This is a genomic window from Clostridium sp. AM27-31LB (assembly GCF_003480745.1).
Classification (GTDB): domain Bacteria; phylum Bacillota; class Clostridia; order Lachnospirales; family Lachnospiraceae; genus Butyribacter; species Butyribacter intestini.
On sequence record NZ_QUJS01000001.1, the window covers coordinates 355,818 to 371,911 of the forward strand.

13 protein-coding genes are annotated in these 16,094 nt (G+C 35.0%); 12 read left to right on the plus strand and 1 reads right to left on the minus strand.

Annotated elements, in window-relative coordinates:
* Positions 1-111 precede the first annotated feature (111 nt).
* From DW721_RS01430 to DW721_RS01460, 7 genes are all read left to right on the plus strand, one after another.
* On the plus strand, positions 112-870 hold the full coding sequence (locus tag DW721_RS01430; RefSeq protein ID WP_118744561.1) for a 4Fe-4S binding protein: 759 nt from the start codon (positions 112-114) through the stop codon (positions 868-870).
* Positions 871-1,547: 677 nt separating this feature from the next.
* Complete coding sequence (locus tag DW721_RS01435) at positions 1,548-2,189, plus strand: nucleoside recognition domain-containing protein (RefSeq protein ID WP_055944033.1); 642 nt, start codon at positions 1,548-1,550, stop codon at positions 2,187-2,189.
* 184 nt (positions 2,190-2,373) lie between these two features.
* The gene (locus tag DW721_RS01440; RefSeq protein WP_022014709.1) at positions 2,374-3,375 is read left to right on the plus strand and encodes a LacI family DNA-binding transcriptional regulator; all 1,002 of its coding nucleotides are present in this window, start codon (positions 2,374-2,376) and stop codon (positions 3,373-3,375) included.
* A gap of 212 nt (positions 3,376-3,587) precedes the next feature.
* Positions 3,588-5,405, plus strand: a complete 1,818-nt coding sequence (locus DW721_RS01445) for an ABC transporter ATP-binding protein (protein WP_243035921.1) — start codon at positions 3,588-3,590, stop codon at positions 5,403-5,405.
* A gap of 179 nt (positions 5,406-5,584) precedes the next feature.
* The gene (locus DW721_RS01450; protein ID WP_118498124.1) at positions 5,585-7,366 is read left to right on the plus strand and encodes an ABC transporter ATP-binding protein; all 1,782 of its coding nucleotides are present in this window, start codon (positions 5,585-5,587) and stop codon (positions 7,364-7,366) included.
* 210 nt (positions 7,367-7,576) lie between these two features.
* Complete coding sequence (locus DW721_RS01455; RefSeq protein WP_118744562.1) at positions 7,577-9,508, plus strand: alkaline phosphatase family protein; 1,932 nt, start codon at positions 7,577-7,579, stop codon at positions 9,506-9,508.
* 35 nt (positions 9,509-9,543) lie between these two features.
* Positions 9,544-11,031 (plus strand): glycosyltransferase family 2 protein, encoded by a 1,488-nt coding sequence (locus tag DW721_RS01460; protein WP_118744563.1) that lies wholly within the window; start codon positions 9,544-9,546, stop codon positions 11,029-11,031.
* Positions 11,032-11,086: 55 nt separating this feature from the next.
* On the opposite strand, the gene DW721_RS01465 is transcribed toward DW721_RS01460, so the two are convergent.
* Positions 11,087-11,941: a hypothetical protein gene (locus DW721_RS01465; RefSeq protein WP_118744564.1), complete on the minus strand. Its 855-nt coding sequence runs from the start codon at positions 11,939-11,941 to the stop codon at positions 11,087-11,089.
* A 281-nt stretch (positions 11,942-12,222) separates the two neighbouring features.
* On the opposite strand from DW721_RS01465, the gene DW721_RS01470 reads away from it, so the two are divergent.
* The 5 genes from DW721_RS01470 to DW721_RS01480 all read left to right on the plus strand — a co-directional run bounded on the left by DW721_RS01470 (position 12,223) and on the right by DW721_RS01480 (position 16,051).
* Positions 12,223-12,723 carry a GreA/GreB family elongation factor gene (locus DW721_RS01470; RefSeq protein WP_055944013.1) on the plus strand — a complete coding sequence of 167 codons (501 nt, stop codon included), beginning with the start codon at positions 12,223-12,225 and terminating at the stop codon, positions 12,721-12,723.
* Between the two features lie 46 nt (positions 12,724-12,769).
* Positions 12,770-14,500, plus strand: a complete 1,731-nt coding sequence (locus DW721_RS01475; protein ID WP_118744565.1) for a methyl-accepting chemotaxis protein — start codon at positions 12,770-12,772, stop codon at positions 14,498-14,500.
* Positions 14,501-14,808: 308 nt separating this feature from the next.
* The gene (locus DW721_RS16565) at positions 14,809-14,937 is read left to right on the plus strand and encodes a hypothetical protein (RefSeq protein ID WP_279217352.1); all 129 of its coding nucleotides are present in this window, start codon (positions 14,809-14,811) and stop codon (positions 14,935-14,937) included.
* A 99-nt stretch (positions 14,938-15,036) separates the two neighbouring features.
* Positions 15,037-15,207, plus strand: coding sequence for a hypothetical protein (locus DW721_RS15960; protein ID WP_182431399.1), 171 nt, complete (start codon positions 15,037-15,039; stop codon positions 15,205-15,207).
* A gap of 418 nt (positions 15,208-15,625) precedes the next feature.
* Positions 15,626-16,051 (plus strand): hypothetical protein, encoded by a 426-nt coding sequence (locus tag DW721_RS01480; protein WP_118498132.1) that lies wholly within the window; start codon positions 15,626-15,628, stop codon positions 16,049-16,051.
* The last annotated feature ends 43 nt before the right edge of the window (positions 16,052-16,094 follow it).

Here is a 16,094-nt window from a genome sequence, read left to right on the forward strand (position 1 = left end):
TCAGTCGCTGCTATGCAGTTTTTGATTATTTCATTTGACAAATGAAATTTTATTCAAGACTGAAATGCTACAAAAAGAAAAATTTACGGAAAGGTAAAAAGTTTAGAAATAATGAATGTTAAAGAAAAGTTAAGGAATTTAAAGATTTTCAGGGTGATAGTCCAGATAATATTTTTTATACTTATGCCGTCACTTTTCTCACAGGCATTTGCAGGTGTAAAAGAAGCGGTGGCACTGATAGGAAAAGGCGAAAATATCATATTATCTGATTTTGCGATAAAACTGTTGATATTATGTACTGCCACGATTGTATTTGGGAGGATATTTTGTGGATTTGTCTGCTCATTCGGTGCTGTTGGAGACTGGTTTTATATGCTCTCAGAATTTATTCAGAAAAAGACGGGAAGAAAATTACCTGTCATACCGTCAAAATGGCAGGTTTACTTGCAAAAATTAAAATATATCGTGTTGATTTGTGTCATTGGATTTTGCTTTTTAGGAAAAGGGGAATATGTTACAAAATACAGTCCGTGGACGGTATTTTCTCTTATAACGAGCAGAAACTTTAAACTTGGTGCATACATTACCGGAGTTGTGCTGTTATTACTGATAGTAGTCGGAATGATGCTTAAGGAAAGATTTTTCTGTCAGTTTCTCTGCCCTCTTGGAGCAGTGTTTTCACTACTTCCAAAACTTCCGATATTTCATGTAAAGAAGAAAGGGCAGCAGTGCTTTGAACGTTGTAGTGCCTGTACAAACAGATGCCCCGTTCATTTGAAATATGATGAAGCAGATATAAGGGACGGAGAATGTATAAGCTGTGGCAGATGCTTTGTCGTGTGTCCGCACAGGATAAAGAAGAATAAGTAAGCGGTTGGAAGTAAGTGGGAAAACAGTGAAAATCTAAAAGGATAAAAGTTATTTTAGCAGGGAAAGAAAACTCACCATTGCGAAAATGCAAAATATTATTTATATGCAGGAAAGCCGTAATTGTGAAATTATAAGAGAAAATGTTATAAAGCCGGGCAGAAAATCATAAAAATGTGCATATATAGCTGAAAAATGAATATTATTTATATGAAATAAAAGCACAGTGTTATGAACAGACGGCAGAGCAAATTGCGAATATCTGCTTAACAGTCAAGATAAAATGCTGCGAAATTCAAGTTTGTACAGCAATGTTGAAATTCATGTAATTATAAAATTATGATGCAAGGGGCAAAATACCTTTTGACCCCAACATCAAAATTGTGGTAACAGTTCAGTCTTGCATTTCTTACATTCATAAACCTGCCAGCAAGCTGTCAGTCGCTGCTTTGCAGCTTTTGTTTATTTACGCGAAAGCAAAGTGAGGATGGAACAAATAAATTTGTTCCATCTGAGCGTGCTCGCGAGGGCTTTGCTCTCATTTCAGAAATGAAAGGCTATTCTACCATAAAAAGGTACTTAACAATACAATGAACAAGCTCATTGTATTGCCAATTATCTTTTTATGGCTGAACTGTTACAGATTGTGGGATAATGTTAAAAAATCTTGGAGGAAAAGTATGCTTAATTATATATGGGCATTTATGATTCTTGGGGGAATATCATACGGTCTTGCAAACGGAAAAGCACAGGCTTTGTCTGATGTTATAATAGAGAGTGCGGGCGAAGCAGTTTCATTATCAATAACAATGCTTGGGGTAATGGCAATGTGGTGTGGGATTATGGAAGTTGCAAGGCAGGCAGGTCTTATGGATAGAATGACAAAATTTTTATCACCTGTCGTTCATTTTCTGTTTCCTGATATTGACAGAAACCATGTTGTCAATGAATACATAACTGCCAATATGGTTGCAAATATGCTTGGACTAGGCTGGGCGGCAACACCAATGGGACTTAAGGCAATCAAAGAGATGGCAGAGATTGAGAGAGCAAGAATAAAAAAAGCTCATAAAGATATAAGTAAGATAAAGATGCGTGCCAGCAATGAAATGTGTACATTTCTTGTAATAAACATATCATCACTACAGTTAATACCCGTAAACATAATAGCCTACAGGAGTCAGTACGGAAGCGTAAATCCTGTAGGTATTGTTGTACCGGGACTGATAGCTACGGGAATAAGCACACTGGTGGCGGTAGTATTCTGTAAAACGGCATCACACTTTAGAAAAAAGAAGCTAAAAAATGACTTGAAAAGATAAAACAAAGGTGGTATTATATCTAAAAATCGTGTACGCACACGGAAATTTGAAATTATATTGTTTATGGATAGAAAGTTATATTTGCGAAACGACCTTTAGCTGTAATTAAATTATTTGTTATATCATAGCAATTAACACAACATAACAGTAGTTTCGCAAATACTTCGATAAGCAATTAAAAGAGGTGATATATATTTCATGTACAATTAAGGAACTTGCAAAGGCCTGCGGTGTTTCCGAGGGAACGGTTGACAGGGCGGTCAATAACAGGAGCGGCATCAGGGAGAGCACTAAGCAGCACATACTTGAAATGGCAGAGCAGATGGATTACAGACCAAATCATCTTGCTAAAAGTCTTGCAATCGGAAGTACAAAAACCATAGGGATTGTTTCGGTTGACCTTAGCAACAACTTTTTTGCACTTCTTGTTGAAAGCATAGAGCAGACGGCGAGGGAGCATGGTTATTTTGTAAATCTTGCATTGTCTCACAATGACCCTGAAAAAGAGATGGAAGCTATAAAGTATATGGCAGAACGCCGTGTTGACGGTATCATACTTTTTCCACTTGGCAAGGGCGTGGAGTTTAGTTCTTTTTTAAAGAAACTTGGGATTCCTATAGTTACCATATATAACAGGATAGAGTGTGATTTTGTCCATGTTGATGTTGACTGCCGTCAGATTATGAGAAATGTAGTTTCTTTTCTTGCACAAAAAGGATATAACGAAATGATATATATCGACCCGCATTTTGAAAAGATGAAATCAGGCGGCATCAATGTTTTTTCTATTGAACAGCGTCGTATTGGTTATCTTGAGGGACTGAAAGAGGAGATGCTCGGCGATGGTGAAATCCTTGAAGATATGGATGAAAGACAGCTTGTTGGGATAGCAAAAAGAAAAGACGGTATGAAAAAGGTCTTCATTTGCCGTAATGACACCCCGGCGGTCAGACTTATGACGATGTTTAGGGAAAATAATATCAGAGTGCCGGAGGATGTCGGTATTATAGGTTTTGATAATATTGCAATACTTGACAATATTTCACCGAGACTTACATCGGTTGACTGTAATATAAAGACAACGGGACGAAAGGCGACAATGAATCTTATCAGGATGATAAATGGTGAGAAAGATATAAAGGACTGCGTTGTCGGTTACAATATTGTTGAGGGTGAAACACTTTAAGATGTACTCTCGGTATCTTACCAAAACGAGTCATTTCGGTCGGATTTCTGATATACTGTTTCCATTTTCTCGTCGTACACACCGTGTACGCACTGCAAAAATGTCATTGTATATCAAAAATCCATCTCGAAATTCTTCGCTAAGAAGATTATGAGAGTACATTAAGAATATAAGGAGGGTAGTGATTTACCCTCTTTATATGAGATTAAATCGTGTACGCACACGAAAAGAAAGGATTAAGAATGGATGCGATAAAATTTGGTTTTAAATACTGGAAAAAGTACATAGTGGCGGCAGTTATCCTACAGATTGTGAGTTTTGCTGCAATTATTGCGGATTTGCTGATTCCGTTTGTGTCAGAGCTTTTTATTGATTTTGTTATTATGGATAACGACAATAAGGCGAGTGGAGTTTTTGCGTTTTTGATTGAAGGAGATTACGGAAAAAGACACAGTTTTGAATTGTTTTTTAATATTGCGATGGTGTTTGTTGGACTTCTTGTTTTTAGACTTGTTTTTATATATATCAAAAATACAATGTTTGAAAAGTATGCGTTGAAGTTTGAGACGGATTTACGAATTGTAACTTTTGATAAGCTGATGGAACTTGACAGCCAGACTGTATCTGAGTACAACACGGGTGAACTTTTGACTACGCTTCATACTGACACGATTATGATGAAAGACCTGTTTGGAAGAATTATTCCGGGAATGTTTGACAGTATGTTTGTGTTTGGTGCGTGTATAGTATTGCTTACATCGATAAATAGCACACTGCTTATAATTCCGGTTATGCTTGCACCATTTTTTGTTGTGGCACTTTTGAAATTCAGGAAAAAGGCTCAGATAAATTACAGAGCCATAAGAACCAGCAACAGTAATATGAATCTTACAGTTCAGGAAAATATAGAGGCTGTCCGTCTTGTAAGGTCATTTACAAATGAGGGAAGAGAAAAAGAGAAGTTTGATAAATCAAATATGAACATGAAACAGTCATATATAAATCAGGTTAAGCTTTCGGCAGGCTTCGAGGTTATATTTAGTTCGATAAAACAGGCTGCTTATATTGGAACTATCGCATTATGTGCACTGCTTGTTATAAAGGGTGAGATGCTTGTAGGATTTCTGGTTGCAGCGTCAGGTTATGTCATGAAAATAATGGATCATGTATCACAGATAAACAATCTTCTCTTTCAGATGCAGCAGCAGATTGTTGCAGGGGATAAGATAATGAGGTTTATGGATTGCAAGACAAAGATTAAGGATGGCAAAAAAACTGCAAAAGATATAGATAAGCCTGATATAGAGTTTGAAAATGTCACATTGGAACTTGGCGGGAAAAAGGTTCTTGACAATATAAATCTTTCAATTCCTTATGGCAAAAAGGTCGGTATTGTCGGAGCAACTGGAAGCGGAAAGAGTATTTTATTAAAATCAATAGTAAGAGTAAATGATGTAAATGACGGTCAGATAAAAATGAACGGAACGAATGTTAAGGAGTATAAAACAGCAGAGCTTAGGGAAAAAATCTCATATGTTTTTCAGGATGCATTCTTATTTTCAAATACCATTGACAGCAATATTGCATTTTCAAACCCCGATGTTGATGAGAGAAGGGTGAGGGAATGTGCAAAAAGAGCAATGGCAGATGATTTTATAAATGAACTTTCTGACGGTTATCAGACGATAGTAGGTGAAAAAGGATTTGGACTTTCGGGGGGTCAGAAACAGAGGGTTTCTATTGCCAGAGCAATGCTAAAGGATGCACCGGTATTTGTATTTGATGATTCGACAAGTGCACTTGATGCAGAAACGGAAAGAAAACTTCTTGAAAATTTGAGGACATATTATAAGGAGAGAACTATTCTTATAGCGGCACACAAAATGTCATCCGTTGTCGATTGTGACGAGATAATTTATCTCAGCAACGGAAAAATTGTTGAGAGGGGCACCTTTGATGAACTGATGGAGCTTGATGGACATTTTGCTGGTGTGTATAAGACGCAGATGGCAAAGCAGACGGTGGCATAGTGCGTAGTGATATGCGAAACCTATTATTATGATGTTAAACACCGACAATAAGAATGGAGGTGTTTGCAGGATTGCGAAAATTGCGTAGCAATGAAGCAATCCGGAGTATCAGTCAGGGTCAAAATGACTCGTTTTGAGAAGATACCGAGAGTAAATATTGTAAGGTGACGGAGGAAATCATGGCTAAGAGGAATACATATTTTGAGGATGAGGTTGTTCATAAAAAAATTGATATTAAGCAGTTTGGCAGGATTTTAAAATATATAATGCCGTATAAGCATATATTTATCATTGTTTGTGTGCTTATGCTTGTTTCAGCGTGTACTGCATTGCTGCCGCCGATGCTGCTTAGATATGTTATAAATGATGTTGTTGTTGAAAAAAGTATGGCTAAGCTTTTTTATGTTGTGTGTGGTCTTGTTTTTCTGGCTGCGACGGATATAGGGCTTACTTATGCACAGCAGCGTATGATGGGACAGATGGGGCACAGTGTTATTGCGGATATGAGAAAGGATATTTTTTATAAATTGCAGGAACTTCCTTTTGAGTATTTTGACAACAGACCTGACGGAAAGATTGTTGTGCGTGTCACTGATTATATAAATGACCTTGCAAATTTCTTTACGAATTATGTCGTGATGTTTCTTGTCTATCTTGTAAAGATTGTCATTGTTACGATATTTATGCTCTCACTCAGTCCGGAGCTTACGATTATTGTCGTGTGTACGGTAGTTCCTATGATGGCTCTTGTGTTCTTGTTGAGATATAAGATAAGAAGGAGATTTGCATGGCACAGGGCGAAGCTTTCAAACCGTTCAGCTTTTCTTATCGAGACTATCATGGGCGAAAAGATAGTAAAGAATTATAACAGAGTTGAGAAAAATAAGTCGATTTATGAGGATTTGCATAATCAGAGTGTCAATGTATGGTGGGGAATTGTCAAATTAAATAACTTAAATACGCCGATTGTTGAAATATTCTGGAATATCGGGACACTTTGTCTTTACGGAGTTGCACTTTATCTTATATTAAATGGAAGCAGCCAGGTAGATGCAGGTACGGTTGTTGCGTTTATAAGCTATATGGGACTTTTCAGCGGACCACTCACACAGATAGCGATAATAATTCAGCAGATGGCACAGGTAAGCTCAAATCTTGAGCAGGTGTTTGATACGATTGATTATGAAGTGCAGATAAAAGATGAGGAGGGCGATGTATCGCTTGATAATGTAAAAGGTCAGGTTGATTTTGACAATGTGACTTTTTCATATGAGGATGATATAAATATTCTTGAGAATATGAACCTCCATGTAAAGCCCGGAGAGACGATAGCACTTGTAGGACCGACGGGTGCAGGAAAGACTACAATTATAAATCTTATAACAAGATTTTATGATGTGACCGGAGGTTCAGTAAAAATAGATGGAAATGATGTAAGAAAAGTAACATTGGAGTCACTTAGAGAGGAAGTAGGAGTGCTTATGCAGGATCCTTTCATATTTAAAGGGACTGTTATGGAGAATATAAGATACGGCAGACTTGATGCGACGGACGAGGAGTGCATAGCAGCCGCAAAATATATTTATGCCGATGAATTTATCGGGAGACTGCCACATGGATATGACGAGGAACTCGAAGAGAGAGGGGAGGGACTTTCAGCAGGAGAAAAACAGCTTATCAGCTTTGCGAGGATAATACTTAAAAATCCGTCAGTGATAATACTTGACGAAGCGACAAGTTCGATAGATACGGAAACTGAAAATATGATACAGAAAGCACTTGATGTTATACTGTCAGAAAAAACAGCATTCATAGTGGCACATAGGCTTTCGACGATAAGAAATGCGGACAGGATACTTTATATAGCTGACAAGGGAATTGCCGAGGAAGGAAATCATAGAGAACTTATGGAAAAAAGAGGTCTTTATTATCAATTAAATAGTAGCAATTACATTAAATAATTAAAATAAAAAAGAACTGCTTTGCAAAAAAACGATAAAACAATTAAGATTGAAATAATGCTTGTAATGTGTTATATTAAAATCTGTTTGAAAAAATTTACTTTTTAAGATATGAGTGTGGAAATTTTTTTACACTCAGGATTTGTGTCGGTGTACACTTGAAACAAATTCTAATATGCACAAAAGATAAGTGCAGAAACGGGGAGCATTATGAGTTTATATGGATTTAAAAGAAAACACGGACTTAGTTTTTCGGGTTTGGGAAGCAGTTCTAAAGGCAGCAGTTTTTTGAGATTTATTGCATCACACAAAATGGAGATTCTGATGTTTTTGCCTTTTTTTATCATGGATTTAAGTATCCGTATCATGGGATACAAAATAGATTTTTATCCGGCATATTATATTCAGCCAAATCTTTTTACAATAATATGGACAGGGCTGTTTATTGCATTAGCAAAATATCTTAAGGGGGTTATAGGAAAGATTTTTTACTTCCTTATGTTTATTATTAGTTTTGTGTTGTTTCTGACTAATGCTGTATATTATTCTCTCACGAACTTTTATTTTAATTTTTCTCTGCTGGAGCTGGCAAGTGAGGGAAGTTCTTATATAGCTGATACTATAAAAAATACACCGGTTTATGTATATATTCTTGCAATTTTTATATTTGTACTTGCGATTGTGGCGGTAAAAAACATGAAAAAAGGTGAGTGTTTTCAGTGGAAAAAACTTTTAGCTGCAGTTGTAATATTTATATGTCTGCATCTGATTATCCCGGTTACAATGGGAAGCGGAAACAAAAATCTTAAGTGGAACAGCTTTAAAAAAGCAAGAAATGTTTATAATGAATTTAGTGATACAAATAAAAGTATGAAAGTTGCCGGACTTTATGAATATACTTTAAGAAATTTATATATAACTTTTTTAAAGCCAAAGGAAAAGATAAGTGACAGTGACAGAAAATTCCTTAAAAACATATATGAGGCGAAAGATGAGAAAAAGCCAAATAAATATACCGGTATGCTAAAAGGAAAGAATGTGATTTTTTTGCAGCTGGAGGGTATGGATGAATGGCTTCTGACAAAGAAGAACACACCAAATCTATATAAACTCAAGAATGAGTCCATTGATTTTACGGATCACTATTCTATTTATACCGGAGGTGGTTCGACTTTTAATTCAGAGTTTGCTGTGAATACAGGTTTTACGACACCTATTTCATATAATGAAAATGTATATACATTTAATAAGAATACATTCAATAATACCATGGCGAAACTGTTTAAAAAAGAGGGATATGCAGTCAATGCTTTTCATATGAACAGCAGTGAGTTTTATTCCAGAGGAATAAATTATAAGAGCTGGGGTTATGACAATTATTATGGTCTTAAGGATATGCTTGACAGTAAAGATAAAAATGACCTTAGTTATGAGCTTGATAGAAAGCTTATTGAGAATAAAACTTTCTATAATAAAATGTTTAAAGGCAGTGAAAGATTTGTTGACTATATTATATCCTATACGCCACATACACCATTTACGACTGAAAAGGAAGTTGGAAAGCTTGTAGCTGAGATGAAGTATGGAAAAGGAAAAATTCCAAAACTTTCTGAGGAGCAGGTGGCAGATCTTATGGTTGGTGAAACTGATTATATGGTTGGACTTCTGATGCAGGCTTTAAAGGATAATAATCTATATGATAATACAGTTATAGTGGCTTATGCAGATCATTATCTTTATACCATAAATGACAAGTCTGTGCTTGATAAATACAAAGAAACTGATAATAATCTTATAAATCGTACACCATTTTTTATATGGAGCAGTGACATGAAAGCAGAAAAGATTGACAGGACAAATATGCAGATGAATATTTTGCCTACTGTACTAAATCTTTTTGGTATTGATTACAATAGTAACTATTATATAGGTAAGGATATTCTTTCAAATGACTATAGTCCGTTGGCTTTTTTCGCAGATTCAAGCTGGTATGATGGAAATGCGTATGTAGCTGATGGCAAGGTGACTAATGGTGTAGGAATATCAAAAACTCAGATTGAGAAAAAGAGCAGTATCGTGAGTGAACTTATTAAGAAGAATGATCTTACATTAAAATATGACTTTTTGAAAGATTATAAATAAAAAAGATACAAAAGTATTATGGAGTGGAGAGAATAATGAATATTACAAATGTGTTGTTAAGTGTTGGAATTATAGACGATATAGGACATTTTTTAGGCAATATTTATACTCCCAGCCTGTTTTTGTTTACGGCTATCGGGATGTTTATGAAAATATTGAGCATACATAATGTTCCATATATGATAATAGGGCTTTTCTGTACAAGAAAGTTTAAACCGGCTAAGAATAATCACAAATATGCGGTGCTTATTCCGGCTAGAAATGAGGAGCCTGTTATAGGAAATCTTATAAACAGCATAAAAAAGCAGGATTATCCGCAGGAACTCTTAACGATTTTTGTCGTTGCTGACAACTGTACGGATAATACGGCAAAGATAGCACAAGAGCTTGGTGCAATCTGTTATGAGCATAATAATCCTGACGAGAGGACAAAGGGATTTGGTCTTAAGTATCTTTTTGAGCAGATTGAAAAAGATTATGGAATACAGTCATTTGAGGGGTATTTTATATTTGACTCTGACAATCTTTTAAAAAGAGATTATATATCAAGAATGAACGATTCATTTGATGCAGGGGAGAAGATAATCACATCATATAGAAGTACAAAAAATCTTACTGAGGGATGGATAGCATCACTTTATGCAATTCATTGGCTCCGTTCGATAAGACAGCGTCACCGCACAAGATCATTTCTTCATCTTGCTACGAATATTCAGGGTACTGGATTTTTATTCGCAAATGAGATAGTAAAGGACGGCTGGAAATATACATCACTTACAGAGGATAGATCACTGACAGCCGACTGCGTGGTAAATGGCTATGAGATTTCATATAACAACGATGCGATATTTTATGATGAGCAGCCTACAAGCTTAAAAGTTGCTTTGCGCCAGCGTTTAAGATGGGCTAAGGGACATCTTCAGGCATTTGGGGAAAGTGGCTGGGGATTATTTAAGAATATTTTTATAGATAAAAATACAAAGTGGGAAAAAGACGATACATGGTACAGATTTTTATGGCGTACCATAAGACACAGATTTATGTCGTTTGATACTTTTGCACAGCTTCTGCCCAAACAGATAGTTACCGCATTTAAGTGGCTTTTCTGGAATTTATTTTTATTTCCTTTCACCATTTACAATGCAGGCGGACAGATGTATATATTCAGAAACGGTACATGGCTTTCAAAGCTTGTCAGACAGTTCACGGGAAATGTTACCATAAATCTTGAACCGGGATGGAAGTCATATGCGATATGCGTTTTGATTGTTATATGGATGAGAATTTTCTACAGAATAGGGATGTATCTTGCAAATATATGGATGGCAATATACATATTTATAATAGAAAGAAAACGAATCCAAAAAGTAAGTTTTTGGAAAAAAGTATTATATTGTCTTACATGGCCTATTTATGATGTGATAGAACGCTATGTAAAATACATAGCGCTCTTTAAGAAAGTCGAGTGGAAACCAATACCACACGAAAGTAAGATAACAATAGACGATATTCAGGAAAATTAGTTCCGGAATGAAACAGTAAATTTGGGGACGAATCATCAGATTCTAGGACGAATCGTTAGATTCGTCCTGTAATAGTGATGGTTGTTGTTCCCGGTGCTATACTCCAGGCTCCGGTTGCAGGATCCTGTGTGTATGTGGCAGCGGGAACTGTTATTTTACCGGCAACAGTTTCAAAACTTCCTGTAGTGGCATCATATGTGTAGTTGCCTGTTTCAGCCCATGGTGCAGAGTTGTAAGTCACGGAAATATTGTTGAGAGCCGGTGTAAATACATCCGAGATACTAAGCAGATCCTCAGCAGCAGCGGCAGTATTGCCAAAGTTTTCTATTACAAAAGTATAAGTTATCTGACCGTTTTCTGTAATTGTTGTAGGTGAGAGGGATTTGTTTATACTTAAGTTTGTTCCATTTTCAGTAGAAATTGTTTCAGCAGCCGTAACAGGATTTGCAATATCATTGCCTGATATTGATGCTGTGTTTGTAATTGTAGAGCCTGTTGACAAAGGGGCAAAGTTGTTTATTTTTGCATCATATATGATAGTAGTATTGCCGCCTGCGGGAACAGTTATATTTGAAAAGGCAAGTTCAGGAATGGTTGTGGCAGCAGGAGCCGCCTGTAATACACCGTTTATATAGTATTTGACTGAACCCTCAATATAGTCAAGCGGTTTTAAAGTGAGGGCACCAAATGGGTAAGAACCAAGTGTATCAGTGATTGTAAGACCTGATATTGCTGCCTGACTTGAATTTAATAGACTAAGAACATAAGTTATGGTGCTGTTGGCGTTGTAAGTCGGTACAACGGCTGTTTTTGTTGCTGTTAAGGCTTCGATGATTTCTCCGGTAGTGATGTTTGAAACTGTTGATGTTCCATTGTGTGAAAGGGTAGCCTGATTAAAAAAGAGTGCCATAAATTTTCCTCCTGTATATAAATAAAATTAAAGAAGATATATTGCAAAAAGTTGTAATACTCTACTTTTAATAAGAATATATTCATGATTTTTTTTTGTGTTACATAAAACAGATTTTGATTGATTGATTTTGTTATGTGGTGAAATGCATTTGAGATTTGCATTGTTGTCCGGCAATGAATTGTTACCAAAAAGTTTAACAATATATAAAATACTATAGTTTTTTCTAAAAAATAATGTTAATATATGTATATGATAAAAAGATTGAAGGAGATGTTTTCGTGTATGACAGATTGACCAGAAAAGATGTTGAAAAAATGAAGAAGGAGGTGGAAGAAAGAAAACTTGTTGTCAGAAAACAGGCACTTGAGGATGTTAAAGAGGCAAGAGCACAGGGAGACTTGAGTGAGAATTTTGAATATAAGGCAGCAAAGCAGTTCAAAAACAGAAATGAGAGTCGTATCAGGTATCTTGAAAAGATGATAAAAACTGCAAAGATTATTGAAGATGATTCTGATGAAAGTCAGGTCGGATTAAATGATTCTGTTACTATTTACATAGAAGAAGATGATATGGAAGAATGTTTTAAGATAGTAACGACTATAAGATCTGATGCGATAAACAATATGGTAAGCATTGAGTCCCCGATAGGAAGAAGTCTTATGAAGCACAAGGTTGGAGACAGAGTGTATATAAAAATAAATGATTCAGATGGTTATTATGCTGTTATCAGAAATATTGATAAGAGTGATGATGAATCAGAAAAAATAAGCAGTTATTAAGAGAAGACTATAGATAAGAACAGACTATAGAGAAAGAGGTAATATTATGAGTATGAAGTTTAGGAGTGTAAGGATTTATCTTGTGATTCCGGTATTGATACTTGGAATATGCAGTATGGTGTCACTTGCAATGACAGGTGTTTCGCTAAGGAGTGTGAGTAATGTAAGTAAAAATATAGCTCAAAAGCAGATAAACAGTGTAAGCTGTCTTGATGCAGTCAAATCAAATGTTATCGAGATGCAAAAGGAAGTAATGTCATATTGTCTTATCACTCAGGATTCACAGCGTGAAAGTGTTGTCAAGAACATAACCAGATTAAAGAATGATACAGAATCATATCTTAAAAAATTGAATACCATGCTCCAGTCGGATGAACTGGAAAAAAAGCTTGATACATTAGACGCTAATTACCGGACATATGAAAAAAAGGTCAATGAGATACGAGAGATTGCTTCGACAGATGCTATGACAGCACTTGAGGATGCAAACAGAACACTTGGCAAATATGGTACTGCTGTTGAAAGTATGGCAGATAAAATGATAGCGTCAAATGATAAGATAACAAAATCACAGGTAAGAGATTTTTCGGCTAAGAGTTCACAGGCAAATTTAGTTATCACAACTGCATTTATCATGGTTATTATAATTATAATAGCAGTAGTATTATGTATTGAGCTTATTGTCATAAAACCGTTAAAAAAGATAGACAAAGAGCTTGGTGTTATTATAGATGAGATAAATCAGGACAGAGGAGATCTCACAAAGAGAATAAACATTAACAGAAAAGATGAAATTGGCAAAGTTGCGACAAATATCAATGTATTTATAGAAAAACTTCAGACTATAATGCAAAAGATAACATCAAATTCAAAACAGCTTGATGAGACGGTAGGTAATGTTGTAGGTAAAGTAAATACGGCGAATGGAAGTGCCTGTGATATATCGGCTGTTATGGAAGAACTTTCAGCTACAATGGAAGAGGTTGCCGCAACAGTGAAAAATATAGATGAAAATACTGCTGTTGCAAATACTAAGGTTGACAAGATGACGATTGAGACAGGCAATGTAGTAGATTATTCCAATGAGATGAATGAGAGAGCGATAAAGCTTCAGGAGACTGCTCAGGCAAACAAGGATGAGACAACTCAGATGGTAAGCTCTATTATCGAAGAACTTAAGAATGCAATGAAAGAAAGCAAAAAGGTTGAAAAAATATCACAGCTTACCTCAGATATTTTAAGTATATCAAGCCAGACAAATCTTCTTGCGTTAAATGCCTCTATCGAGGCTGCAAGGGCGGGCGAGGCAGGAAAAGGCTTTGCGGTTGTTGCAGATGAGATAAGAGAGCTTGCAGAATCCAGCAGAAATACGGCAAACAACATTCAGGAGATAAATGAGATGGTTATCTCAGCCGTTGAAGGTCTTATTTCATCATCAAATAAGATTGTTGATTATGTAGATGAAACGATACTTCCTGATTATGATGATTTTGTATCCAGTGGTAAGCAGTATAATGATGATTCAACTCATATAAAAAATATAATGGATGAGTTTACCGGATTGTCTAATGATATGCAAAAGACAATAAAATCTATGGTCGATGCCATAAATGGAATTACTAAGGCTGTAGAGGAAAGTGCTGATGGAGTGACAAGTGCAGCCATGAGCGTTGATTCATTAGTTGCAGATATGAATGATGTAAACAAAGAAATGGATACAAATCAGAATGTATCTGACAAACTCAGAAAAGAAACTGAGTGCTTTGTAAAGCTTTGATAATGATGCATGAGTTAAAACAGATAATGGTATGATGGTTCGTAACATAAGTAGGGCAGAATACATTTTGAAACAAACATCATGAAATAATGATAAATAAAAAAGCGATGACAGATTACAAAAGTAAAATGTCACCGCTTTTTTGATACATAAGCACAAAATATTCTCACGGATAGCACATTTAAAAATATTATGCCATAATTAAATTGTCTCAAAATTGGAAATATTCACTCCAATAATCCTGAAGTTTCTTATTCAATAATGGAGCTGTTTACTACAAAATTACACAAAGTGAGGAGAAAATAAATATGGCAAATAAAAAATTATACTATGATAAAATTTATGACCTTGTCATGCAGTGTCGTAAGAGCGGTTTGTCAGATAAGCAATGGTGTATTAATAATGATATTGCACCAAGTACATTTATTGGTGGATAAAAAAGCTCAGACAGCAGGCCTGCTATGAGATACCAGAACGCAGTTTCAAATGTAACACTAATATAGTTACTGAAAAAACAGGATGTTGTCTGTGTAAATGTGTTACCAGAAGCAACAGAAAACATAACATTGTTTATGGAAACAAATGATACACAGATGGCACATATTATGTTTAAATATAAAAATGCAAGCATAACATTACAGGATGATTTCAATAATGGATTTTCAGCAAAAATAAGTAGTGATACAGGTAAGATAATGAATGTATAAGGTAAAGGAAAATCTGCTAAAAATGTATAAAAAAGCCATAATAACAAAAAGTGCAAGAGCTGTATATCGTTTTTTATGCTGTTAAGTGCTATTAAAAGTATATTTTTTAATGTATATAAAATAATTGTAAGTTCTAATATATAGTTGAACATATGTCCGAAATTATCTGCTGTAATATTCATAACATACCCCATATCTTTCTGAATAAATACACTAAAATAATTATAAAATACAGTTTTATGGATAACAATGTAAGGATATAATAAATATTGTTTGAAACAATATTTTGATTATAAAATAACTTGACAAAAAATGTTTTGTATGATAAAGTTTGAATGAAACAAATATACAGCATAAAATATATGTTTAAATTATATGCTGAACACCGAAATATAACAGAGTGGAGGAAGATATATATATGATTAAAAATGTGAAAAAAGGTATTGTGGTAGCAAGTATTATAGCTATTTTAGGAGGAAGTACAGCAGCATCGGCTGCAAATAATTTCAGATTTAGCATGGTCAGTAATGTTATAGGGAAAAAGGAATTTAATCTTAAAAATAAAACTACAAATTGTGAAAGTAAGGCTTCGACATATAGATATAATACAGAAAATCTAGTTGATTTTGTTGGAAAATATTCTGTTGATTTAGATGGAAATGGTTTTTTAAAGAAAGATTATAAAGGAAGTTATAAAAAAGCAGATGGAAAAGTACATACAACAGGTTATGGAAAAATAAATAAAAATACATATACGGTTAATGTAGGTGTAGATCCAAGATGTAACCTGATACCACAAGGTGGACAGATTAAAGGAGAAGGGGAGATAAAACAGGCAAATTAAGTAACACTATTTTGTTAGATATTTGATAAAATTTGTAAATTTA